The 23,219-nt window shown below is 62.7% G+C and carries 18 protein-coding genes; 13 read left to right on the forward strand and 5 right to left on the reverse strand.

The window, feature by feature from the left end; translation table 11 throughout:
* Positions 1-109 precede the first annotated feature (109 nt).
* Positions 110-1,495, forward strand: coding sequence for a M28 family peptidase (locus VIO10_RS11345; RefSeq protein WP_331963927.1), 1,386 nt, complete (start codon positions 110-112; stop codon positions 1,493-1,495).
* Positions 1,496-1,639: 144 nt separating this feature from the next.
* On the opposite strand, the gene VIO10_RS11350 is transcribed toward VIO10_RS11345, so the two are convergent.
* Complete coding sequence (locus VIO10_RS11350; protein WP_331963930.1) at positions 1,640-2,467, reverse strand: ThuA domain-containing protein; 828 nt, start codon at positions 2,465-2,467, stop codon at positions 1,640-1,642.
* A 127-nt stretch (positions 2,468-2,594) separates the two neighbouring features.
* Here VIO10_RS11350 and VIO10_RS11355 point away from each other — a divergent pair, with 127 nt between their 5' ends.
* The 7 genes from VIO10_RS11355 to VIO10_RS11385 all read left to right on the forward strand — a co-directional run bounded on the left by VIO10_RS11355 (position 2,595) and on the right by VIO10_RS11385 (position 12,008).
* Positions 2,595-3,557, forward strand: a complete 963-nt coding sequence (locus VIO10_RS11355; RefSeq protein ID WP_331963933.1) for a zinc-binding alcohol dehydrogenase family protein — start codon at positions 2,595-2,597, stop codon at positions 3,555-3,557.
* A gap of 153 nt (positions 3,558-3,710) precedes the next feature.
* Positions 3,711-7,583, forward strand: coding sequence for a hypothetical protein (locus VIO10_RS11360; RefSeq protein WP_331963936.1), 3,873 nt, complete (start codon positions 3,711-3,713; stop codon positions 7,581-7,583).
* Between the two features lie 175 nt (positions 7,584-7,758).
* Positions 7,759-8,253 (forward strand): MaoC family dehydratase, encoded by a 495-nt coding sequence (locus VIO10_RS11365; RefSeq protein WP_331963939.1) that lies wholly within the window; start codon positions 7,759-7,761, stop codon positions 8,251-8,253.
* A 5-nt stretch (positions 8,254-8,258) separates the two neighbouring features.
* Positions 8,259-9,425 carry an acyl-CoA dehydrogenase family protein gene (locus VIO10_RS11370; protein ID WP_331964006.1) on the forward strand — a complete coding sequence of 389 codons (1,167 nt, stop codon included), beginning with the start codon at positions 8,259-8,261 and terminating at the stop codon, positions 9,423-9,425.
* Positions 9,422-9,907: a MaoC family dehydratase gene (locus tag VIO10_RS11375; protein ID WP_331963942.1), complete on the forward strand. Its 486-nt coding sequence runs from the start codon at positions 9,422-9,424 to the stop codon at positions 9,905-9,907. The genes VIO10_RS11370 and VIO10_RS11375 overlap by 4 nt, the downstream gene beginning before the upstream one ends.
* On the forward strand, positions 9,904-11,103 hold the full coding sequence (locus VIO10_RS11380) for a CoA transferase (protein WP_331963945.1): 1,200 nt from the start codon (positions 9,904-9,906) through the stop codon (positions 11,101-11,103). Before VIO10_RS11375 ends, VIO10_RS11380 begins: the two co-directional genes overlap by 4 nt.
* Positions 11,100-12,008, forward strand: a complete 909-nt coding sequence (locus VIO10_RS11385) for a CoA ester lyase (protein ID WP_331963948.1) — start codon at positions 11,100-11,102, stop codon at positions 12,006-12,008. Before VIO10_RS11380 ends, VIO10_RS11385 begins: the two co-directional genes overlap by 4 nt.
* Here VIO10_RS11385 and VIO10_RS11390 read toward each other — a convergent pair.
* Positions 12,005-13,174, reverse strand: a complete 1,170-nt coding sequence (locus VIO10_RS11390; RefSeq protein ID WP_331963951.1) for a CaiB/BaiF CoA-transferase family protein — start codon at positions 13,172-13,174, stop codon at positions 12,005-12,007. The genes VIO10_RS11385 and VIO10_RS11390 overlap by 4 nt on opposite strands.
* A gap of 119 nt (positions 13,175-13,293) precedes the next feature.
* Positions 13,294-13,899: a glutathione S-transferase family protein gene (locus tag VIO10_RS11395; RefSeq protein ID WP_331963954.1), complete on the reverse strand. Its 606-nt coding sequence runs from the start codon at positions 13,897-13,899 to the stop codon at positions 13,294-13,296.
* Between the two features lie 178 nt (positions 13,900-14,077).
* Between VIO10_RS11395 and VIO10_RS11400 the strand changes: the two genes are divergently transcribed.
* Genes VIO10_RS11400 through VIO10_RS11410 form a run of 3 tightly spaced genes read left to right on the forward strand, consistent with a single transcriptional unit; the run spans position 14,078 to position 15,775 of the window.
* Positions 14,078-14,425 (forward strand): cupredoxin domain-containing protein, encoded by a 348-nt coding sequence (locus VIO10_RS11400; protein WP_331963957.1) that lies wholly within the window; start codon positions 14,078-14,080, stop codon positions 14,423-14,425.
* A gap of 24 nt (positions 14,426-14,449) precedes the next feature.
* Positions 14,450-14,914 (forward strand): heme-binding domain-containing protein, encoded by a 465-nt coding sequence (locus tag VIO10_RS11405; protein ID WP_331963960.1) that lies wholly within the window; start codon positions 14,450-14,452, stop codon positions 14,912-14,914.
* A 9-nt stretch (positions 14,915-14,923) separates the two neighbouring features.
* A complete protein-coding gene (locus VIO10_RS11410; RefSeq protein ID WP_331963963.1) occupies positions 14,924-15,775 on the forward strand; it encodes a hypothetical protein in 852 nt (283 codons plus the stop codon).
* Between the two features lie 106 nt (positions 15,776-15,881).
* On the opposite strand, the gene VIO10_RS11415 is transcribed toward VIO10_RS11410, so the two are convergent.
* Both VIO10_RS11415 and VIO10_RS11420 read right to left on the reverse strand, forming a co-directional pair.
* Entirely contained in the window at positions 15,882-17,033 is a 1,152-nt protein-coding gene (locus tag VIO10_RS11415) for a thiolase family protein (RefSeq protein WP_331963966.1), read from the reverse strand.
* Positions 17,030-17,452, reverse strand: coding sequence for a Zn-ribbon domain-containing OB-fold protein (locus VIO10_RS11420; protein WP_331963969.1), 423 nt, complete (start codon positions 17,450-17,452; stop codon positions 17,030-17,032). Before VIO10_RS11420 ends, VIO10_RS11415 begins: the two co-directional genes overlap by 4 nt.
* Before the next feature lie 816 nt (positions 17,453-18,268).
* Between VIO10_RS11420 and nifJ the strand changes: the two genes are divergently transcribed.
* Together nifJ and VIO10_RS11430 are read left to right on the forward strand one after the other, a co-directional pair.
* Positions 18,269-21,877: a pyruvate:ferredoxin (flavodoxin) oxidoreductase gene (nifJ, locus tag VIO10_RS11425; protein ID WP_349259247.1), complete on the forward strand. Its 3,609-nt coding sequence runs from the start codon at positions 18,269-18,271 to the stop codon at positions 21,875-21,877.
* Positions 21,877-22,884, forward strand: coding sequence for a dihydroorotate dehydrogenase-like protein (locus VIO10_RS11430; RefSeq protein ID WP_331963975.1), 1,008 nt, complete (start codon positions 21,877-21,879; stop codon positions 22,882-22,884). The genes nifJ and VIO10_RS11430 overlap by 1 nt, the downstream gene beginning before the upstream one ends.
* Positions 22,885-23,219 lie beyond the last annotated feature (335 nt).

The raw sequence follows: 23,219 nt of genomic DNA on the forward strand, positions 1-23,219 counted from the left end.
GAGGGTGCAGGGGCTCGCCACTGCCTACGCGACGCAGCATGATCCGCGGCGGGGTTGACAAGCAGTTCGGCGCCGTCCGATCCTGCGCACATCTCCGCGAGGCAGTGGGATGAGTACTATCCAAGAGGCGTTCGTCCCCGACGAGCGCACAATCTTCGGCTGGATCGAGACCGTCTTTGCCCGCGGCGTGCGGCGACCCGGGTATGCGGCCGATCGATGGACCGAGAATTTCTGCTTCGAGCGGTTCCGCGAACTCGGACTGGAGAACGTCCGGCTCGAGCCCGTGACTCTGCCTTACTGGGAGCCGCTCGAGTCCGTGTTGATCGTGCGTGCGGATGGCCGCGAGTCGCGCATCGCGTGTTTCTCGTTGCCTCATTCGGCGGCGACCGACGAAGCCGGCCTCGACGCGCCGCTGGTGCAGTGGCGTGACGAAACGCCCGGCGCCGTCAACGGCGCGGTCGCGCTGGTCGATGTGCCGCTGATGCGTTCGCCGGCGGATCTTCCCCTGATGCTCGCAGGCGCAGTGTCAGGAGAAGCCGATAGCAGTTGGCGCCGCTACGATCCGGGCGGCACGCTGGCCGGGGCCACCCAGGTGCTCCCATTCAGCCGTCACCTCATGGCCGTTATGGACGCATCGATAGCCGCAGGGGCAATCGGATTCGTAGGGGTGTTGAGCGATTACCCCGGCGACTCGAATCGGTACTACGTGCCCTACGATGGCGTGGCGCGCGCGATCCTCGGAGTCTGGATTAGCGGCAGCGACGGCGCACGGCTGCGGCGGCTGTGCGACGCGGGTCGGGTGCAGGGCACGATCGTCAGCCGCGCAATCCGCCACGACATCACCAGCTATAATGTCGTTGGCGAATTGCCGGGCGCCGACGACGACAGCGTCATCGTCGGTTCCCATCACGACGGTCCGTGGGCGTCCGCCGTCGAGGACGCGTCAGGCGTAGCGATGGTCCTGGCGCAGGCCAGCTACTGGTCGCGCGTTGCGCCGGCGGATCGCCCGCATCGCCTGGTCTTCCTCCTCAACGCGGGGCACATGGCCGGCGGCGCCGGTGTACGCGCGTTCATTGAGCAGCACAGAACGGAACTGGATCGCGTGGTGCTCGAAGTCCATCTCGAACACGCCGCCAGCGAGATAGTCGAGCGTGACGGCGGCCTGGCAGCCTCCGGGCATCCGGAGCCGCGATGGTGGTTCACGAGCAGGCTTGCGCCGATCGAGGCAATCGTGCGCGAGGCGATTGCCGCCGAGCATCTCGAGCGGTCGCTGATCCTGCCGCCCGATGTCTTCGGCCCAATACCAACCACCGACGGCGGCCCCTTTCATCTTGTCGGCGTGCCGCTGGTCAACTTCCTCACCGCGCCCTTCTACCTCTTCGACGCCATCGACACGCTCGACAAGATTCACCGCCCGAGCCTGACGCCCGTGACCCGCGCCGCCATCCGCATCATTGCGTCAACTCGCGGTATGAGCGCGGGCAGGCAGGGGTGACCGCAGGGCTGAGCCCTGCACGCAGTATTAAGAGACCGCGCGCCCGCCAACGGTGGGCGGCCTTAATACTGGCCTCCCGTGCCAACGGGCGGTAGTGATAATCAAGCCCCGACGGCGCATCACGCGCTCGATCGAACGCGTGTGCTAGGAATTGGCGCCGATGCCCCAGTGCACAGCGTTACGAATCAGCGTCTGGTATTCCGGCGTTTCCCACGAGCCGCGGAAAACCATCGGAGTAGCTCCTGAAGGCTCGACGCTCGAATCGACAAACGGCTGTACGTTGCTAATCGGCGAGTGACAGTGGCCGAGCGCGATGTAGGTCACTCCCCCCATCCCGGTCTTGCGCGTGTATCCGAGCACGCGGGTTTTGCCGTCGGGCAGCAGCGAAGTATCGGCGTCGTAAACGAAACCGAATCCGGGCGGCGACGGATCTCTTTCGAGCACGGTGGTCAGCAGCAGGTGGCTGTTGGCGGGGTCCTGAAGCTCGATGAGATAGAGTTCGTCCATCACCTCGAAGGACGCCGGCAGGCCCCGGGTTAGCCCGTGCTCGCGATCGGCCACGTCCACGCGAAACTTGCGCACCGGCGGATGATTGAGAAAAAAGCAGCCGAGCGTGTCGTGATAACCGCCCTTCACCATTTTTCGGGCGTAACGCTTCCCGGCCACTGGCGCGGCCTTTCCGCCGCTGCTGCCGTGAAGCGCGAGCCATCGTCCTCCCGCTTCGAGCCAGTTGCGAATGAACTGGTTCTGTTCGTCATTGGGATACGGCCCGGCGACATAGGTGATCAGCAACCGGCTGCCGGGCAACCACTTGGCGACATCGGCGAAATCGTTGCCGCTGGTCGTAAGCACCTGCGGGCTCTGTTGCAGAAGGCCCAAAATGCGCAGCCGCACGAAATCCATGTCATGGCCGGCGAAGGAACCAGGAGGAAATCCTCCGGTGATAAGATGGACTCGAATCGGGGTGATCATCGTGCGTTCGAGTCTAGCGGAGAAACGCCATTCGCGGCACCCCTGTCGATGCGCGACAATCGCGCGGATTCGTACTAGATCATCAGCCTGGCGCCGCTGATGGCCAACTGATTGGAGGAGATGCGCGATGAAAGCTGCTGTCTATTATCAAAACGGTGGTCCGGAGGTTCTCAAGTACGAGGACGTTCCCGACCCCGTATGCCATCCCAAAGGGATTGTGATCCGCGTCGAGGCGGTGAGTATCGAGGGTGGCGACACGCTCAATCGCTGGCATGGACCATTGCTGGCCAAGCCGCACGTGGTTGGCTACCAGGCCGGTGGCGAGATTGTCGAGGTTGGTTCGGAGGTGACCAACCTCCGGGTCGGCCAGAAGGTAGCTACCTCTTACAGCTTCGGCTCGCACGCCGCGATGCGATCGGTGCCGGCCCGCAACGCATGGCCGGTCCCAAAAGGATTCGACGTCAAGCTTGCGTCGGTGATCCCCGTGACGTTCGGCACCGCCGACGATTGCCTGTTCGAGTACGGCCGGCTCAAGCGGGGCGAGACGGTGCTGGTGCAGGCGGGCGCAAGCGGTGTCGGCGTTGCCGCAATTCAGCTCGCCAAGCGGGCCGGCGCGACAGTGCTCGCAACCGCGTCGAGCGACCAGCGGCTGGAACGCCTGAGGCCGCTCGGTCTCGACCATGGGATCAACTACCGGACCGATGACGTCGTAAAGTCGGTCATGAAAATTACCAATCAGAGGGGCGTCGATCTCGTGGTTGACCCTGTAGGCGGCGCGACCCTGCAAGGCAGCCTGCTATCGCTCGCCTATCGCGGCCGCGTCTCGATGGTCGGCGCGGCGGGACGCGAACCGATGACGGTGGACGTCTCCTCGCTGATGGCGGGCAACCGCTCTTTGACCGGCGTTTTCCTCGGCGCCGAAATGGGCGCCGAGCGCGTGCACAACATGATCCAGCGCCTGATCGAGGAGGCCGCCCGAGGCGAATTGAAGGTCGTGATCGATCGAACCTTCCCCTTATCGGAGGCCGCCGCAGCCCACGCTTACATCGAGGGCCGCAATGCAGTCGGCAGGGTTCTTCTGATTCCATAGGGTCACAACCTTCGCGGATTCAATCAGCGGGGAATGTCGGCGGCAAGGAAAGCAAAACCTCGTAAGCGAGCGCCAACTCCGGCGCCGCCTCCGGTCGCACCGTGGCCGCGAACTGCTGTTTCGGCGCGGCTCGGGGCGCAAGCCGGCGGGCTGATGCTGCTTGGGCTTGCGCTCGTCGTGAATGCAGTACTGCTCGCGCCGGAGATTCGCATCGAGCGGGTTCCGGTCAACGACCTGAGCTTCCATATCGCAGCCTCGCAGCGCCTGGCGGATAGTCTCGTCACCGGTGATTCGTTTCTCGATCCATGGGTGTCGCTATGGGCGCTGGGATATCCGCTGTGGCACTTTTATCAGCCGATCCCGCACATGGTGGCCGGCCTGTGGCTGGCGATCACCAGTCATTTCGCTTCGGCGCCGGCCTCATTCGCGGTGCTTTACTATCTGTTGCTGGCAGCGGTGCCGGCGTGCACCTACATCGGCGCGCGGCTGTTCGGGCTCGAGCCGATCGCCGCGGGATTCGCGTCGATTCTGATCATAGCAGTGAGCGAGGTGGGCGACTTCAGCCGCTACGGGCTGTCCTACGGCGCGTATGTTCGGCGCGGCTCGGGCCTCTACACGCAATTGATGTCGTTCGATCTGCTGATGCCGGCGCTTGGACTCGCCAACTACTCTCTCAACACCGGCAGGCGCCGGATTCCGGCAGCTTGTCTGGTTGCGGTCACCGCACTCTCGCACGTCGTGTTCGGCTACGCGGCGATTCTTTCGATAGCAATCATGGCGCTGGTCGGACCGCGGGGCGATCGCTCGCGCCGAGTCGTCCGCGCCGCATCGATCCTGATCCCCGCCGTCATCCTGCTCGCGTGGTTCGTCGTTCCCATGCTGCTGGCCAGCGGCGAGGTAAACCGGTGCCGATGGGATGATGTTTGGAAGTTCGATTCGTGGGGTGCGGGCAACGTCTTCAACGAACTGTTCTCGGGGCGCTTTCTCGACTGGGATCGCCTGCCGGTCCTGACCTTGTCGCTGCTGGCGGCGTCGTTGCTCGCGCTGTATCGCTGGAAAAGGCCGATGCCGCGGCGCCTGCTGGTTCTCACCGCGGTGTGGCTCCTGATTTTCTTCGGCCGCACGACCTGGGGATATTTCATGCTCGCGCTGGGGCTGCCCGGGGCGTTTCACGTCAGCCGTTTCGAGTCGGTCTTCGAACTGTTTGCCGTGCTGTTGACGGCCTGGGGGCTGGCAAAGATAGTCGCCGCCGCCTGGCGGTTCGGATACTCGGGCAAGCTGCTGACCGTGATCGTGCTGGGCGCCATGGCGGTCGTGATTTTCGCCGAGCGCGCGAGTTACCTGAAGCTGAACGACTATTGGGGGGACGAAAGTCTCGCGGGGATTGCGCGCGAGGGTGGCGATCTCGACGCCGCGCTTGCCGACATCCGCACGATCTTGCGCGAGCGTCCGGGCCGTGTCTGGGCCGGTCCGTCGGGAACGTGGGGTGGCAAGTTCCAGATTGCCAAGTCGCAGGGGTACTCGTTTCTCTCGCTGGCGGGGATGGATGAGCTCAGCTTTCTCTATCATAGCTTGTCGTGGAACTCGGACGTGACAGCCGAAATCGACGAGCGCGATCCCTACCAGGCCAACCTGTTTGCGATGCGCGCGGTGCTGGCGCCCGTGACTCAGCCGATGCCCCCCGAGTTCAAGCGTCGCGCAGTTCACGGCCGCCTGGCGGTTTATGAGGCCTCCAGTGAGGGCTACTTCGGCCTGGTGGACATCGGCGCCCGTTACGATGGTCCACTGTCGACCGTGCTCAACCGCGACTGGGGATGGATGCAGGCGCCTTCGGTGCGGGCAGGCGCGGTGGTCGCGCTGGGAGGCGATATCAGGGGAGTGCCGCAATGGAAGATGTTTGAACCGTTGCCCCCGCTCGATCCGCGATTTTCGACTCTGCGCGGGGAAGTAATTTCTGAAAACAAACAGGGCGAGACCTATAGCGCGCGGCTGGCGCTGCTGCGCCCGTGCTACGCCTTGCTCAAGATCACATATTTCCCGGGCCAGCAGGCCACCATCGACGGAAAGCCGGCGCCGATATTTCGCGTGTATCCCGACTTTTGCGCGATTCCGGTCGGGCCGGGGGAACATCGGATCGAAGTGCGGTACCGTCCGGGGCCGCTCAAGCCGATATTGCTGGTCGCCGGAATCATTCTGGTGGGATTGATCGCTCAAGGCTTGCGCAGGCCGGACTACGCCGCGATGGAACGCAGGATCACACGGCGGCTGGCGCAACTGGCGGCTCCTTGGGCGACTGCGCGGATGCGGACGGCGCTGGCGCTTACGATCCTGATCCTGCTCTTCACGCACACGCTGTTCCGCGGCTATCTGCTCGACGGCCATGACTCGCTTGAGTATCCGCCGCGGCTGACTGAGTTCGCCAAAATATTGGGCGACCATCAATTCCCGCCGGTATGGGCGCCGGATCTCGGCTCAGGGCATGGACAGCCGCTGTTCGAATTCGCACCGCCGCTGATCTACGCGACGGCATTGCCGTTCTTCAAAGGCGGCATGTCGCTTGCGGATTCGCTGCAATTTGGACTGGCGATTCTGTTCGCTCTCGGCGCGATCGCGGTCTTCCTGATCGGGCGAAGGCTCTCGTTTTCTCGTGTCGCCTCGATTTGCGCCGCGGGCGCGTGGCTGTTCGCTCCCTATCAGGCCCTGGATATCTACGTGTGTGGGCGATTTGCCGAGTCGGCCGCGCTTGCAGTGGCGCCCGTGGCGCTGCTCGGGCTGATCGCGGCTGTTCAGCGCCCGACCGCAGTCAGTGTGGCGCTCGGCGCGCTTGCGGTGGCGATGCTGCCGCTGGCGCATAATGCGATCGCGCTGCTGGTGTTTCCGGCATTCGCGGCGATCGTCGCCGTTCGATCCGCCGTCTCGGATCATCGACTGAAAACCGCCGCGGCTGGCGCTGGCGTGCTTGCCGGCGGGCTGGGACTCAGTGCGTTTTTCTGGCTTCCGGCGCTGCTTGAGCGCGGGTTCGTCAAAACCGACCTTCTGCGGACCGGCTTTCTCAATTGGACCAATTACATAATCTCGCCGTTCCAGTTGCTTTGGTCGCCGTGGGGGTTCGGCTACGCGATGCGCGGCCCCGGCAACGGCATCTCGTACTCGCTCGGTCCCGTTCACATAGCCTTGGCAGTCGCGGGACTCGTGATCGCGATGCGCGCGGCGAACCGCACCCGCCGCCTTGACGCGATTGTCTTTGCTGGCGCGTCGATTGTCGCCGCGCTGTTGGCCACCGATTTGTCATGGACGATTTGGGCGCACCTCGCCATGCTTCAATACCTTGCTTATCCGTGGCGAACCCTATGCGTTCCTGCGCTGTTCATGCCGCTGCTCGCGCTCTATGCCTTCGAGCGAATGGGCCCACGGCTGGCATCGCTCGCGATAGTAGTCCTGGTGCTGGTCAACATCGCGCACACCGCACCCAAGGGAATTCAGACCTATGATGAAGCCTACTTCGGCGCCGACTCGATCGCTCAGCTGGGGATAAACACGACGACTCGTGAAGAGTACGAGCCGCGGACGGTGCATCAGCGTCCTGTCTTCGATAGTCGCCTGCTCAAAGGAGTCCGCTCCGCGCCCGTCGTACGTCAACTCGCCGTCAGCTCGAATAGCCAGTCGTTCCAGGTCGATGCGAGCGAGCCCGCGCTGATGCAGGATTCGCTTTTCGACTATCCGGGATGGACAGTGCTGGTTGACGATCGGGAAGTCGCGACTTCACCGGCGTCAGTCAGCGGAGAGATCACCTTCAACGTTCCGGCCGGGATACATGATGTACAAGTCGAGCTGCGTCCCACCCCCATCCGCCGCTGGTCGTTCTATGCGTCCCTGGCCACCGCCGCCTTGATGATCTCGATCGTGATGCTCGCGCTGCTCGCCGCCTGGAAACGCGCTGAGCCTGACGATAAGGCCAGACCCGAGAAAGCCGCCAAGGCTCGTTCCGCGAATAGATCTCGCCCCCCGCCAGCCTCAAAGGCTTAGCGGGATCGCAACATCCCGCTTTTGAGTCGGGGCCGTCTCGCGCGGTTCGACCATTACCTGGAAGCCGCAGGTCCGTGCAATAGTCGCAAATTAACGGTGTCGTGGCCGCGCGGCGATTGGAAACTCCCGCGTCGAGACTCGCGGAGCGGCCGGAGTTTTGCTAGGAGCATGGTCTATGGCAGATCCCGACTTCAGTCAGTTCAAACTCGTGCCCAAAGGCCATTCGTTCGAACAATTCCACCAGGGACAGGTCTTCGAGCATCATTGGGGGCGCACGATAAACGCCGGCGACAATTCGATCTTCACCACCGCGACGCTCGCCCATTGCCCGCTCTACTTCAACGCCGAGTATGCCCGCGCGCACGGTCATCCCGACGTGGTCGTCAATCCGATGCTGGTCGTGTGCACGGTGGTTGGCATTTCGGTCGAGGATTTGAGCGAAGCGGGCGGACCCTTTCTCGGCATCAACGGCTTGGAATTTCACCGCCCGGTCTATCCGGGCGATACCCTGACCGCGCATAGCACCGTCGTCTCAACGCGCGAATCCGCCAGCCGCGGCAACTTCGGAATCGTCACGTGGCGCACCGAAGCCCGCAATCAACGCGACGAACTCGTCATCAGCTACGAGCGGACGAACCTGGTCGCCAAACGCAGAGGAGCTGCATCGTGAGTTACATGACCGACGAGCGGCGAATGATTCAGCAGGCGGCGCGCGACTTCGCGATGAACGAAGTTCTGCCGCTGGCGAACAAGCTCGATCCCGAGCAGGGCGACATCCCGATGTCGTTGCGCGACAAGCTCGCCGAGATGGGCTACTTCGGAATCGTGATTCCGGAGGCGTACGGCGGACTTGGCCTGGGCGCGTTCGAGTACGTGCTGATCACCGAAGAACTCGCGCGCGCATGGATGAGCGTCGCCAGCATAATCGCGCGCGGCAACGGACTCGGCGGCGGTTTCACCGCCGAGCAAAGGCAAGAATATCTGCCGCGGATGGCGCGCGGAGAATTCCTCGGCGCGGCTGCGCTGTCGGAGGCGGAGGCGGGCTCCGATCTCGCCAACGTCTCGTGCAAAGCGACCCGCGACGGCGACGGCTGGATGCTCAACGGCAGCAAGATGTGGTGCACGTTTGCCGACGGCGCGGATTTCATCTCGGTGTTGGCGCGCACCAAGCCACCGTCCGATCCACACCGCCGCCACGAGGGCATCAGCCAATTCCTGGTCCTCAAGGAGCGCGACAAGTTTCCGCCGGGGCTGACCGGCTCGCCGATTCGCAAGATCGGTTACTTCGGCTGGAAGACGTGGGAGCTGCACTTCGACAACTTCAAGCTGCCTGCCGACGCATTGCTCGGCCGCGAGCGCGAAGGCCGCGGCGAGGGCAAGGGATTCTACGGCGCGGTCAGCGGACTCGAGGTGGCCCGGGTGCATACTGCGGCGCGCGCGATCGGGCTTGCACGCGGCGGGCTCGAAGACTCATTGGCATACGCGCAGACGCGGGTCCAATTCGGGCAGCCGATCGGAGAATTCCAGGCGATTCGGTTCAAGCTGGCCGAGATGGCGACCGAAATCGAAGCCGCGCGCCAGTTGACCTACTTTGTCGCCACCGAAATTGACGGCAGGCGGCGATGCGACAAGGAGGCTTCGATGGCGAAGCTGTTCGCCTCCGAAATGTCCGAGCGCGTCACCAGCCAGGCGATTCAGATTCACGGCGGCTACGGATACACCAAGGACTTTCCGCTCGAGCGCTACTGGCGCGACGCGCGTCTGACCAAAATTTTCGAGGGCACTTCCGAAATCCAGCTGCGGATTATCTCCGACCGCCTGCTGCCGAGGGTAAAGAAGTGAGTGCATCGATCTCGAAGCTGACCGGCGCCGGCAATTACTTCGAAGACTTCGAAGTCGGCGCGAAATTGCGTCACGCACGCGGCACCACCGTCGGCGAGATCGAAAATCAGATGCTCACCAAGCTCGTGCTGAACACCGCCGACAGCCACTACAACGAGCATCGCATGAAGGCGACGCAATTCGGCCAGCGGCTGGTCTTCGGGCTGGTGACCGGCTCGGTGTGCATCGGGCTGGCGACGCAGGACACGGGCGAAAATGCGCTGGCCGAACTCGGCTTGACGGGAATCAGGTTCACCTCGCCGGTCTTTCACGGCGACACGCTGTACGCCTATAGCGAGGTTCTTGAAAAACGCGATGCCGATCGCGCCGACGCCGGCATCGTCCGCTTCAAGCATTGGGGGACCAAGCATGACGGGACGATCGTCTTCGAAGGCGAGCGCACGGTCCTGATCAAGCGCCGCTCCCACTGGGGCAATCGTTGAACGCGCGCACCGGGCCGCTCTCGGATGTTCGCATCCTCGATCTGACGCAGGCGCTGGCCGGTCCGTACTGCACGATGCTGCTGGCCGACCTTGGCGCCGACGTTATCAAGGTCGAGCCGCCCGGCGGCGACATGAGCAGAAGCATCGGGCCGCATCCCGCCGATCGAAAGGGCTGCGACTACGGCGGATATTTCGCCAGCGTCAATCGCAACAAGCGCAGCATCGTGCTCGACGTCAAGAGCGACGCCGGCCGCGATGCGTTTTTCAAGCTCGCGAAGACCGCCGACGCGGTCGTCGAGAATGCGAAGACCGGAGTGATGGATCGCGCGGGAATCGGTTACGAGCGGCTGCGCGAAATTAATTCTGCGCTGGTCTATGCCGCGATTCGCGGCTTCGGAGATCCGCGGACCGGCCGGAGCCCGTATGCGGATTGGCCCGCGTTCGACATCGTTGCGCAGAGCATGGGCGGGTTGGTCGCCGTCACGGGTCCGCAAGGCAGCGCCGGTTACAAGGTCGGTCCCGCGGTCGGCGATATCTATCCCGGCACTTTGGCTGCGCTTGGAGTGGTGTCTGCCATTCATGCAGCGCGCCGGACCGGGCAGGGACAATTTCTCGACGTGGCGATGTACGACGCGATTCTCGCCCTGTGCGAAATGGTCGTTTACAGCTACTCGGGCGGCGGCCTCGTCCGGGAACCGGGCGGCAACGGGACCCCGGTGCTGTGTCCATTCGATATTTTTCCCACCCGCGACGGCGCCATCGCTATCGCAGCGCCCGGCGAAAATCATTGGAAGATGCTGTGCGATGCGATCGGCCGGCCCGAGCTCGCCACCGACGCCCGCACCCGCGACGGCAGGCGGCGAGTCGCGAATGCCGATTTCGTGCGCGGCCTGGTCGCGGACTGGACCAAAGCGCATAGCACGCGCGAAATCGTAGCCGCGATTGGCGGCAAGGTGCCGGTTGGTCCGGTCAACACCGCCAAAAATATTTTCGAGGATCCGCATCCCAGGGCGCGCGGCATGCTGGTCGAGGTCGAGCAGCCGGGCGACAATCCTCCGCTGGTGCTTGCGGGATGTCCGATCAAGCTGACGGGCACGCCGTCGGGGATTTACGCGCGCGCGCCGCGCCTGGGCGAAAATACCGAACAGATACTCGCCGAGGCGGGAATATCAATCGCGCACAAGGAGCAATCATGACGCTTCGACTAAGACGTTCCGAACTTTCGACGCCGGCTTCGAGTCCGAAGATGATCGAGAAGGCGATGGGGACCGCGGCCGACATGGTTTTCCTCGATCTTGAAGATGCGGTCGCGCCGGCGCAGAAGGAAGCGGCGCGCAAGAACGCCGTCGAGGCGCTGCGCAATCTCGATTGGGGCAAAAAGATTCGCGCCGTGCGCGTCAACGGCGCCGACACGCACTGGGCGCACGGCGATGTGATCGAAGTTGTCGAGGGCGCGGGCGACAAGCTCGACGTCATAATCGTGCCCAAGCCGAAGGCGCCGCGCGACATCTGGTTCTTCGACACGCTGCTGACGCAGCTCGAGGCGAAACTCCATCTCAAGAACAAGATCGGCCTCGAGGCGCTGATCGAAGAAAGCGCGGCGCTCGCCCGCGTCGAGGAAATTGCCGCATCGTCGCCGCGGCTCGAGGCTCTCATCCTCGGCTTCGGCGATCTTTCGGCGAGCCAGGGCATGCGCTTTGGGGTCGCGGCCGATCCGGCAAATCGATATCCCGGCGATATTTGGCATCATGCGCGCGTCCGCATGATCACCGCGTGCCGCGCCAACGGCATCGACGCAATCGACGGACCCTTTGCCAACTTCAGGGATCCGGAAGGCTATCGGCGCGAGGCGACCTGGGCGGCGACGCTCGGCGCCGTCGGCAAGTGGGCGATACACCCGAGTCAGATCGAACTCGCCAACGACGTATTCGCGCCGACGCCGCACGAAATCGAAACCGCGCGCAAAATGTCCGAGGCCTACCAGGCTGCCACCCGCGAAGGCGCGGGCGCTGCAGGCGCGGGCGGGATGCTGATTGACGCGGTCGCGGTGCGAATCTTCGAAGGCGTGCTGGAGCGCGCTCGCCTGACCGGTCGCGCTTAAGGCTCGCGCCGCGCCGCGCTGGACTTGGCTATCGCGCCGCAATTGCGCAGTCGCTCCAAATCCGAGTCGGCAAAGCCCCAATCGCGCAGCGCTTCCTCGGTATGCTCGCCCGGCGTTGCCGGCGGGCGCTGAATCGCGCTCGGCGTCCGGCTGAATCGGGGCGCCGGCCCCGGTTGCGTCACTCCCCCTTGCTCGACGAAAGTTCCGCGATGGCGGTTGTGCGGATGGCGCGGCGCTTCATCCATGCTGAGCACCGGCGCGAAACAAACGTCGCTGCCCTCCATGATATTGCACCATTCGTCGCGCGTCTTGGTGCGGAACACGGTCTTCAGCCGCTCCTTCATCGCGGGCCACGACCTGCGATCGTTTTGATGCGGCAGTTCCTCGCCCTTGAGGCCCGACAGCCGGAGCAATTCCTCGTAGAACTTTGCTTCGATCGATCCGATCGCGACGTGCTTGCCGTCGCTCGTTTCGTAAACCTCGTAATAATGAGCGCCCGTGTCGAGGATGTTGTCGCCACGCTCGTTGTTCCATATCCCCGAGCCGTGCATACCGTAAATCAAGGTCATCAATGACGCCGCTCCATCCACCATCGCGGCATCCACCACCTGGCCCTTGCCGGACTTCTGCGCCTCGAGCAGTCCCGCGACTACTCCCAACGCCAGGTAAAGCGCGCCGCCCCCGAAATCGCCAACCAGGTTCAGCGGCGGAACCGGAGCCTCGCCCTTGCGCCCGATGCTGTGCAGCGCGCCGGACAGCGCGATGTAGTTGATGTCGTGACCGGCCGCATGCGCCAGCGGCCCTTCCTGTCCCCATCCGGTCATCCGTCCGTAGACGACGCGCGGATTGCGCGCCAGACAATGGTCGGGACCCAGGCCGAGGCGCTCGGTTACGCCGGGACGGAAGCCTTCGATCAATGCGTCCGCCTTCTCGACCAGCCGCAACACGGCCTCTATCGCTTCGGGCCGCTTGAGATCGAACGCCACCGAGCGCCGGCCGCGATTGAGCAGGCTGTATTTTGCTTCCGCCGCGATGCCCAAACCCGTGTCCGCCGCGCGATCGATACGTAGCACGTCGGCGCCCATGTCCGAGAGCAGCATTGCACACATTGGTCCGGGACCAATCCCGGCCAGTTCGATGACGCGATAGTCTGACAACACTCCCATGATTCTCACCACATAGTCGGCGCGATTAAGTCGGCGCGATTTGACGCACAAGCTTAACCCAAGCCGCGCGCCGGCCCACTGCTCGATACTCCACTGTCAAGGCGGCTCGCGGCTTTCGATTACTTCAGCCCGCGAACCTTCTTATTGGCTTCCCGCCCAAGGCATTTTTGCAACCACGCCTGTACGTTCGGAGTCGATGACATGTCGAGCTTCATCATCGGCACCCAGCTCATGACCGCGGCCACGTTCAAGTCCGCAATCGTAAAGTTCTTGCCGAGCAGATATTCCCTGCCCTTGAGCGAACTCTCGAGCACGTTCAGCGGCGCCTTCAAAGCTTCGATGGCAGCCAGCGCGGCTTTTTCGTCACGCTGCTCGGGGGGATGCATTACTCGATTGCGCAAAAGGGTGATGAGATGCGGCTCGACCTCGGTCATCGCCCAGAAGCTCCACTTGTAGATGTCGGCGCGCGCGGCGGGCTCCGGCGGCCACAGCGAATTCTTCCCGTACTTTTCGGCCAGGTAGAGATTGATCGCCATCGATTCCCAAATCACCACGCCGTCGTCTTCAAGCACCGGCACGTGCCCGTTGGGATTGCGTTTGAGATTCTCGGCCGACTTGGCTTCGGTCGTCGCAATCGGAAGATGCTCGTATTTGACGCCGAGCTCTTCGAGAGCCCACAAGGACCGGGCGCTGCGCGATCGCGAAGTTCCGTAAAGTTTTGTCACTTTGCTTCCTCCAATGATCGCATCTTACTACCAGCGATCGGGCTTCGTTCAAGCGCGCAAAACTCGGCTCGGGGGGCCAGCCACTGTCGAGCAGAGCGGCCGGGCTTGACGCAGGGGGAAGGTTTCAGCTAAGTTGGAATTGAAAATCATTCTCAATTTCATTTAGGGGCCGGTTTCCATGTCCACGCTCTTCAAATTCCTGATCGCTGGTCTTTTCGTCTTAGCCGCAGCCGCAACAGCGCCTGCCGCCGCGGGAGCCCAAGAGGGCGTCGCCGAGATCCGCTTTGACAACCACCATTTCGCACCTCAGACGCTCACTGTGCCCGCCGGCCAGCCACTCATGATCAAGGTCGTGAATTCAAGCAAAGAGACAATCGAGTTCGAGAGCTTTCAGCTCAACCGCGAGGTCGCGATGACGCCTGGCGAAACAATCACGGTTCATCTGCCCGCGCTTAGCCCAGGAAGCTACGACTTCTACGACGATTTCCACCAGGACGTTCGCCAGGGAAGCCTCATCGCGAAGTGACAAAGATCGAAGGCAGTATGCGCGATGAGGCTTGGGAATGTCGCAACCATTGCACTGCTTGGAATCGCTGGAACTCTTTTGCTCGCCCAGTTTGTTCCAGTTCAACGCTCCAACCCGCCGGCGACAGGCGATGTTTCCGCTCCGCCCAGAATCGAGGCGACGTTGAGACGCGCCTGCTACGACTGCCACTCCAACGAGACGCGATGGCCCTGGTACAGCCGCGTCGCTCCGATCTCGTGGCTGGACGTGCACGAGGTGGAACTGGGTCGCAAGCAAATCAACTTCTCCGAGTGGGGCGAATACTACCCAGCCACGCGAAAACGAAAGCTTCAATGGACGGACAGGGCGCTGCGCGAGCAGAAGATGCCGCCGTGGTCCTACCGCATTGTTCATCCGGAGGTCCGCTTGACCGACGAAGACCGCGCCGCACTGGAACGATGGATCGATTGGGAAATTACCCATCCATCACCGGATTCACGGAATAAGTGAGAAATTAACGTGAGAAAACATCTGCCTTCAGCTTTGGCTGGTTTATTTCTGGCGCTCGGCACGCTCCTGTGTGCGCACCGGGCCGCCGCGCAGGTCGACCCGTGGGAGTTCGAAGTTTACCCGTATGCCACGGAGAGCCGCGGCACCATTGAATTGGAAACCGACAACGCGGTCGTGGCCAACGGCCACAGTCAGGGCGGTGAAGGCACTGCGGCTGGAACCTTTCGCAGTCAAGCAATGTGGTACAACCAGTACGAATTAACCTACGGACTCACCGACCGAATCGAAGTCGCCGCGTATCTCCTGATGGCTTCACCCGACGGCCACGGCTATCGGTACGCCGGCTCCGAATATCGCTTGCGCGGCCGACTCTTCGACCCGGACGTGCTACCGGTAGATCTGGGCTGGTATGCCGAGCTCGAATGGCACCAGACGCCGCAGTTCGACGATGCCGATGTCGAGCTTGAGCTGCGCCCGATCATCGAAAAGGACCTCGGGCGATTTTCGCTCACGGCGAACCCGATCTTCGAGAAGGTCCTGGCCGGGGTGGGCAAGAAACAAGGCTTCGAATTCGGCTACTCGACTGGCGCTTACTACCGATGGATGCGCTATCTGTCGCCCGGCGTCGAGTTCTATGGCGGCGCCGGTGTGATCGACGACACCGAGCCGCTCAGCCAGCAGCAGCATTACATCTTTCCAGTGCTATGGGGCGAGCTGCCTCATGGAATCGAATATAACTTCGGCCCCGGGTTCGGCCTGACGCGCGGCTCCGACCACGTGATCATGAAGTTCAACGTAGAGCTGGAGCGGTTCGTCGGCGCAATCTTCGGCCAGTCGTCCGACTCGGGCTGGTTCTTCTAGCAGGCGCGACGGGGAGGGCGCAGATACCCCGCTCGGCGCCCGCCTGCAATCGATGGGAGCGAAGCCGCTTCTCGGTTTTCTCCGGGAGGCGATTCGACAGCATCGTTCACGCGCCCTTGCGTAGAATATGAGCGACGCAAACGGCGCCGACGCCCACCATGTGAGCAAGGCCTGTCTTCGCGTTGGGCTGTTGGCGCACGCCCGCTTCGCCGCGCAACTGGCGCGTGATCTCGGCGATCTGTCCGGCGCCGGTGGGACCGATCGGATGGCCCATCGCGAGCAGTCCTCCTGACGCGCTGACCGCGCAGCGGCCGCCGATATCGAACTCGCCCGCCGCGATCGCGCCCGCGGCCTTGCCCGGCGCGCACAGCCCCATTGCCTCCACGTACAGCAGCTCTTCGATCGTGAACGCATCATGGAGTTCCATCAGATCGAGGTCGCCGGGTCCTATGCCGGCTTCGCGATAAGCCTGCTCGACCGTTTCGCGAGTCAATTCTGCGTCAAAATTTTTCGCGCCACGGTAGATCTGCTCGGTCTTCGTGACCGACGCGATGACTCTGACTGCGCGGTTGCGATCGATCCCGAGTTGCGCGATCGCATCGTCGGAGGCGACTATCACTGCGGCTGCGCCCTCTCCGATGGGGCAGCATTGAAGCCGCGTCAGCGACCCCGAAATAGCCGGGCCGGCCATCACTTCCTCTAGGGTTCTTGCCTTTTGGCGCTGTGCGTAAGGATTGTTAGCCCCGTTGCGATTGTTCTTGACCGCGACCATGCCAATCTGCTGCGCGCTCACGCCGTAGCGAGTCATGTACTCCTGAGCGAGCAGGGCGAAATGGGTGAACGGCACCAGGCGAGAGCCGGCCAGGTCGCGCATCCTGGCCTTCCCCGGCGCCATCGCGAACGGTCCCGGCTTGTCCACTCCCACCGCGAGTGAAACATCGGTCAAGCCGCTGGCGACATCGATGCACGCCTGGCGAAATGCGGTCGATCCCGAAGCGGACGCGTTCTCGACCTGAGCCATCGGGATTCCGGTCGCGCCGAGATAACGCAGCATCGGCCGGGAGGCCGCCATCCCGATCAGCACCGTGCCGGTGTAGGCCGACTCGACCGATCGCCATTCAAGGGCCGCATCCGCAAGAGCCTGCCGCACCGCGGTAAGGCCGAGCGTCACGTATGGAGTTTCACTGAGGCGCTGATATCGATGGAGGCCGATGCCGACTACATAGACCGGACGCATATCGCGAAGGTTCTTTTTCATTTGCCTGCCCCTGCCTTGGCGAAGCGCAGCTCGACCGTCTCGTTGCCCTCCTGATCGGTACTGGCCGCAACGAGCACGCTCTTCATGCGATCGCCGATGGCGAGGCCCTCATCGGTGCGGTTGGTAAGGGTAGAAGAAATGGCAGGGCCGTCATCGAGGACGATCAGGCCGATCGTGAACGGAGCCTCGATGTCCTTGCCCATGTAGAGATGCACAGTTGCGTACGAATGAAGCGTGCCGCGTCCGGCCAACTGCACTGCCTCAAGCTTTTCGGGCGGCGCACCGCAGGATTCGCATCCATAACGCTGCGGCGGAAAGAAGACATAGCCGCACGCGCGGCATTTGCCGCCGTTTAGCGACGGATTGTCTGCCAGGTCCGGCGAGTAGAGTTCGGGATGAACGGCGGTTCGATTGGGCATGATTGCCTCCCGCGCGAGATGGTAGGACGAACCTTTGTTCCTGGCTAGAGGCACGGCCCGTCAAGCCATCGGTTCGGATCGAAGGGGCGTATCGCGCTCGCCGCGAAGATCAGACAGCGACAGGCGCGATTCCGACTGATCGATTACGGCCGAAAAGAGCAATTCATACCTTCCGTGGTGGTTTTGGGACGGCTCCGTTCTATGGCTAGCTTTGTTCCGTCAAAAACTACCCGTGGGCACGGGTAGCCAATGTTAAGAAAAAGGAGCCAGCGCGCTGGATAGGGATCGGCAGCTTCATCCTCTCAACAGTATGCGAGGGGAGCGGAGGTCGCCCAATTTCGGGTGAGCCGGGCGGGTACGGGACATCCTGGCGGTTGACCATAGGGTACGCATAGCACGCGAAATCCGGCGGGGGCAGGCTGAATTAGGGCATCCCTGGCCGTTGGCACGGCTGGCCAGTATTAAGAGCAAAGGCGCCCCCCTACACCCGCAGTGAGAAGACGCGAAAGCAGGGGTGACCCCTGCACTCGGTATTAAGGCCGCCCGCCGTTGGCGGGCGCGGGCCCTGCACCCAATGTTAAAACAAATCGGCACCGCCGCGAGATGCGGGCTTCGCCCTGTTAGAACAGTTAAACGGGGAAAGGGCGCAGGATTGTCTTGATACTGTGCTCTCTCCTTCCGGCAGACCCTTGAGCGGCGTCGCCGGCTGCGCTACTCAACTACAGCCACAACCTCAAATCAGATGGGCAGATCCTCGCTTGAAGCTGTTGTTGCCTTGTCCGAAAGATCCTGACGAAATACAGTACGGGTTTCAAAATGCAAATAATGGACGCGAATGAAGCGGCGGCTTCGATTGCCTACCGCCTGAGCGAAGTAATCGCAATTTATCCCATCACGCCGTCGTCACCGATGGGCGAGTGGGCCGATCAATGGAGCGATGAAGGCCACACTAACATCTTTGGCACGGTGCCGAAGGTGATGGAGATGCAGAGCGAAGGGGGGGCCGCGGGAACGCTGCACGGGGCGCTTCAGGCAGGCGCGCTGGGAACCACCTTCACCGCGTCGCAAGGCCTTCTGCTGATGATCCCGAACATGTACAAAATCGCCGGCGAGCTTACCGCGTGCGTCATTCATGTCGCGGCGCGGACCCTCGCGACGCACGCGCTTTCGATCTTCGGCGACCACAGCGACGTGATGGCGGCGCGCGCGACCGGATTTGCCATGTTGTCGTCCGACTCGGTTCAGGAAGCCAATGACTTCGCCTTGATTGCGCACGCCGCAACGCTGGAATCGCGCATCCCGTTTCTGCATTTTTTCGACGGCTTCCGCACTTCGCATGAGCTCAACAAGATTCATCCGCTGTCAGACGACGATCTGCGCGCGCTGATCGACGCGAAGTTCGTCCGCCAGCATCGCGATCGCGCGCTCAGCCCCGATCGTCCGATGCTGCGCGGCACGGCGCAGAATCCGGATACCTTCTTCCAGGCGCGCGAAGCGATCAATTCTTTCTATCGCGCCTGCCCGACGATTGTTCAGGACGTTATGGATCGCTTTGCGCGGCGCACCGGCCGCGGCTACCGCCTGTTTGAATATGCCGGGGATCCTCAAGCGGAGCGGGTGATCGTTTTAATGGGATCGGGCGCCGGCGCGGCCGACGAGACGATCGAGCGGCTGCTCGCGGGCGGAGAGAAGGTCGGCCTGCTCAAGGTGCGGTTGTTCCGTCCCTTCGACAGCGCCGCTTTTGCCGCGGCTTTACCGAAAACCACGCGCGCGATAGCGGTGCTCGATCGCACCAAGGAGCCCGGCAGCACCGGCGAGCCGCTTTACCTCGACGTCGTGACCGCGCTGAGCGAGGCGCGGGCGGCGGGCGCTATCGATGGCAGATGGCCACAAATCATCGGCGGGCGATACGGTTTGTCGTCGAAGGAATTCACTCCCGCGATGGTGAAAGCGGTGTTCGACGAGCTCAAGCGGGAGCCGGCGAAAAATCACTTCACGGTGGGAATCCACGACGATGTGACGCATACGAGCCTGGCATTCGACCCGGAGTTTTCGACCGAAAGCCCGCAGACCGTGCGGGCGCTCTTCTATGGATTGGGATCGGACGGCACCGTGGGCGCCAACAAGAACTCGATCTCGATCATCGGTGAGAAGACGCCCGGCTATGCGCAGGGTTACTTCGTGTACGATTCGAAGAAATCGGGCTCGATCACGGTGTCGCATCTGCGCTTCGGGCCGGACCCGATCCGTTCGACATACCTGATCAGCAAGGCGAGCTTCATCGGATGCCATCAGTTCGCCTTTCTCGAACGGATGGACGTGCTTGAGGCCGCGGATCAGGGCGCGACCTTCCTGCTCAACGCGCCCTATGGTCCCGACGAGGTGTGGAACCATCTGCCGCGCAGGATGCAGCAGCAGATCCTCGACAAGCAGCTTCGCTTCTTCGTCATCGATGCGTACAAGGTGGCGCGCGACGCGGGCATGGGCGGCCGCATCAACACGATCATGCAGACGTGTTTTTTTGCGGTGAGCGGCGTCTTGCCGCGGGACGAAGCGATCGCGGCGATCAAATCCGCGATTGAGGATACCTATGGCAAGCGCGGCGAAGCGATCGTGCGAAATAACTTCGCCGCGGTGGACACGACGCTGGCGAATCTGCACCAGGTCACCGTTCCCGCATCGGTGAGCAGCACTATGGAAGTTCTCGCGCCGGTGCCCGCGCATGCGCCGGCGTTCGTTCGCGACGTGCTCGGCACTATGATGGCGGGCGGCGGCGATTCGATCCCTACCAGCGCTCTGCCGCCCGACGGCACCTTTCCCACCGGCACGGCCAAATGGGAGAAGCACAACATCGCCCAGGAGATCCCGGTCTGGGATGAGGAGCTATGCATCCAGTGCGGGAAGTGCGTGCTGGTCTGCCCCCATGCGACGATTCGCGCGAAAGTTTACGAGCCGAGTCAGCTCGGCGATGCGCCCGCGTCGTTCAAGTCGGCGCCGCCGCGATGGCGCGGACTAGAGGCGATGCGTTACACGCTGCAGGTAGCGCCCGAGGATTGCACCGGATGCCGCCTGTGCGTCGAAGTTTGCCCGGCGAAGAGCAAGAGCGAGGTCCGGCACAAGGCGATCGACATGCTGCCGCAAGCTCCAATCCGCGACGCGGAGGCGAAGAACTGGGACTTCTTCCTGTCGCTCCCGGAGTTCGATCGAGACAGCCTCACGCATGCGCAAGTTAAAGATACGCAACTGCTCGAACCGCTGTTCGAATTTTCCGGAGCGTGCGCGGGCTGCGGCGAGACGCCCTACATCAAGCTGCTCACCCAACTCTTAGGCGATCGATTGCTGATTGCCAACGCCACCGGATGCTCCTCCATCTACGGCGGAAATCTGCCGACTACCCCTTACAGCGCCAATGCCGCAGGCCGCGGGCCGGCGTGGTCGAACTCACTGTTCGAAGACAACGCCGAATTCGGGCTTGGGATGAGGCTTGCGCTCGACAAGCGCGCTGACTACGCGCAGGAACTGCTGCGGCGGCTTGCGGGTCAAATGGGCGAAGGTCTGGTCGCGGGGATCCTCGAGGCGGACCAATCCACCGAGGCAGGTATCGCCGCGCAACGCCAGCGCGTCGCCGAGGTCAAGCGCGTGATTGCCGGCCTCGAGTCCAACGACGCGCGCGACCTGATGGCGATCGCCGATGCGCTGGTGCGCAAGAGCGTTTGGCTCGTAGGGGGAGACGGATGGGCGTATGACATCGGGTTTGGCGGACTGGATCACGTCCTGGGTTCCGGAATGAACGTGAACGCGCTGGTGCTGGATACCGAAGTGTACTCGAACACGGGCGGGCAAATGTCCAAGGCCACGCCGCGCGGCGCGGTTGCGAAGTTTGCCGCCGGCGGCAAGCGGACCGCCAAGAAGGACCTCGCGATGGAGGCGATCACCTACGGCTCGGTGTATGTCGCGCGCGTGGCGATGGGCGGCAACGACTCGCACACGGTCCGCGCCTTGCTTGAAGCGGAGGCGTACGACGGGCCCTCGCTGATCGTCGCCTACAGCCACTGCATCGCGCACGGCTATGACATGGCATTCGGCATCAACCAGCAGAAGAACGCGGTGCTCTCAGGTTATTGGCCGCTGATGCGATACAACCCGGGGCTGCAAAAGGAAGGCAAGAATCCCTTCCAGCTCGACTCGAAGGCGCCGAGTATTCCGCTCAAGCAGTACGCCTACCAGGAGGCGCGCTACACGATGCTCGCGCGCAGCAATCCTGAAGCCGCGCGCGAATTGCTGCGGATGGCGCAGGACGATGTCGAGCGCCAGTGGCGTGTGTACGCGAACCGCGCCGCGATGGCCGGATCGGGAATTGCGTCCTCGCAAGCTGCCAGCGAATCGGAGACTGCCTCGGCCAAGTCGGCAAAAGAGGGCAAGTAATGATCGACCTCACGACCAAATACCTTGGCCTCAGCTTGAAGAACCCCATAGTCGCTTCGGCCTCGCCGCTTTGCGATTCGATCGACCGTATTCGGCGTCTCGAAGATCACGGGATTGCGGCCGTGGTGCTGCCTTCGCTCTTCGAAGAGCAGCTCACGCTGGAAAGTGAGGCGCTTGACGCGGATCTTTTTCGCGGCTCTGAAAGTTTCGCCGAATCGCTGGACTACTTTCCCGACCTGACGACGTACAACCTCGGCCCCGATGGCTATCTGGAGCTGATTCGCACGGCCAAGGCGAGCGTTTCGATTCCCGTCATCGGCAGCCTTAATGGAGTCTCAGCCGGCGGTTGGATCCGCTACGCGCGCGAGATGGAGCAAGCGGGCGCCGACGCCATCGAGTTGAACCTCTATTCGATTGTGACCGACCCGGAACTCACCGCCGGACACATCGAGCGGGCATACGCCGATCTGGTTCGGGAGGTAAAGCAAAGCGTACGGATTCCGCTGGCGGTGAAAGTGTCGCAATTCTTCAGTGCTCCCGCGAACATGGCAAGACAGCTCGATGCCGCCGGCGCCAACGCGCTGGTGCTGTTCAATCGCTTTTATCAGCCGGATTTGGATCTCGAGCTGCTCGAAGTCGTGCCGAGCCTGACGCTGAGCCGCCCCGAGGAATTGCTGCTGAGGCTGCACTGGGTGGCGATCATGTTCGGCCAGATCGGCGCCGACCTGGCGATCACCGGCGGCGTCCACAGCGCGCAAGATGTGTTGAAGGCGGTGATGGCGGGCGCGCGCGTTACCATGATGACCTCGGCACTGCTGCACAACGGCATCGAGCATCTCGACGTCGTTCTGCGCGATCTGCTGAGCTGGATGGAAGAACACGAGTACGAATCCATTCGCCAGATGTGCGGCAGCATGAGTCAGCGCAATGTGCCTAACCCGGCGGCGTTCCAGCGCCCCAACTATGTGCGCGTCCTGAGTTCTTACTCGCTGCCGAAAAATCTCTAACCCGGCGGCCAACTGCAAGCGGAGAATCGTTGCCGGCGGCATGCTCGTGTTCATGACATGAGCGCCAGTGTGCAGGGGACACCGCGGCGGGCAATCGAAAAACTCCGGCCTTTCCCTCGCATTTGGAGTTTTCAGCAGGTACACTCTCATCGCTGACGCTACGGATCTGGCGAAGAGCCCTCAGAATCAGCTGGAAAGGCGACGGTCCGGGTTTGGGATTCTCGGGAGAGGCAGATATGGCCCCTTCCGTGGCCGCTGGAAACACCTGAACCAAAAACCGGGCTGCAAGCATCGCACAGGCAGACCGTCTAGTCTAAACGGCCGCTGTTCGGGAT

This window comes from Candidatus Binatus sp., assembly GCF_036567905.1.
Classification (GTDB): domain Bacteria; phylum Desulfobacterota; class Binatia; order Binatales; family Binataceae; genus Binatus.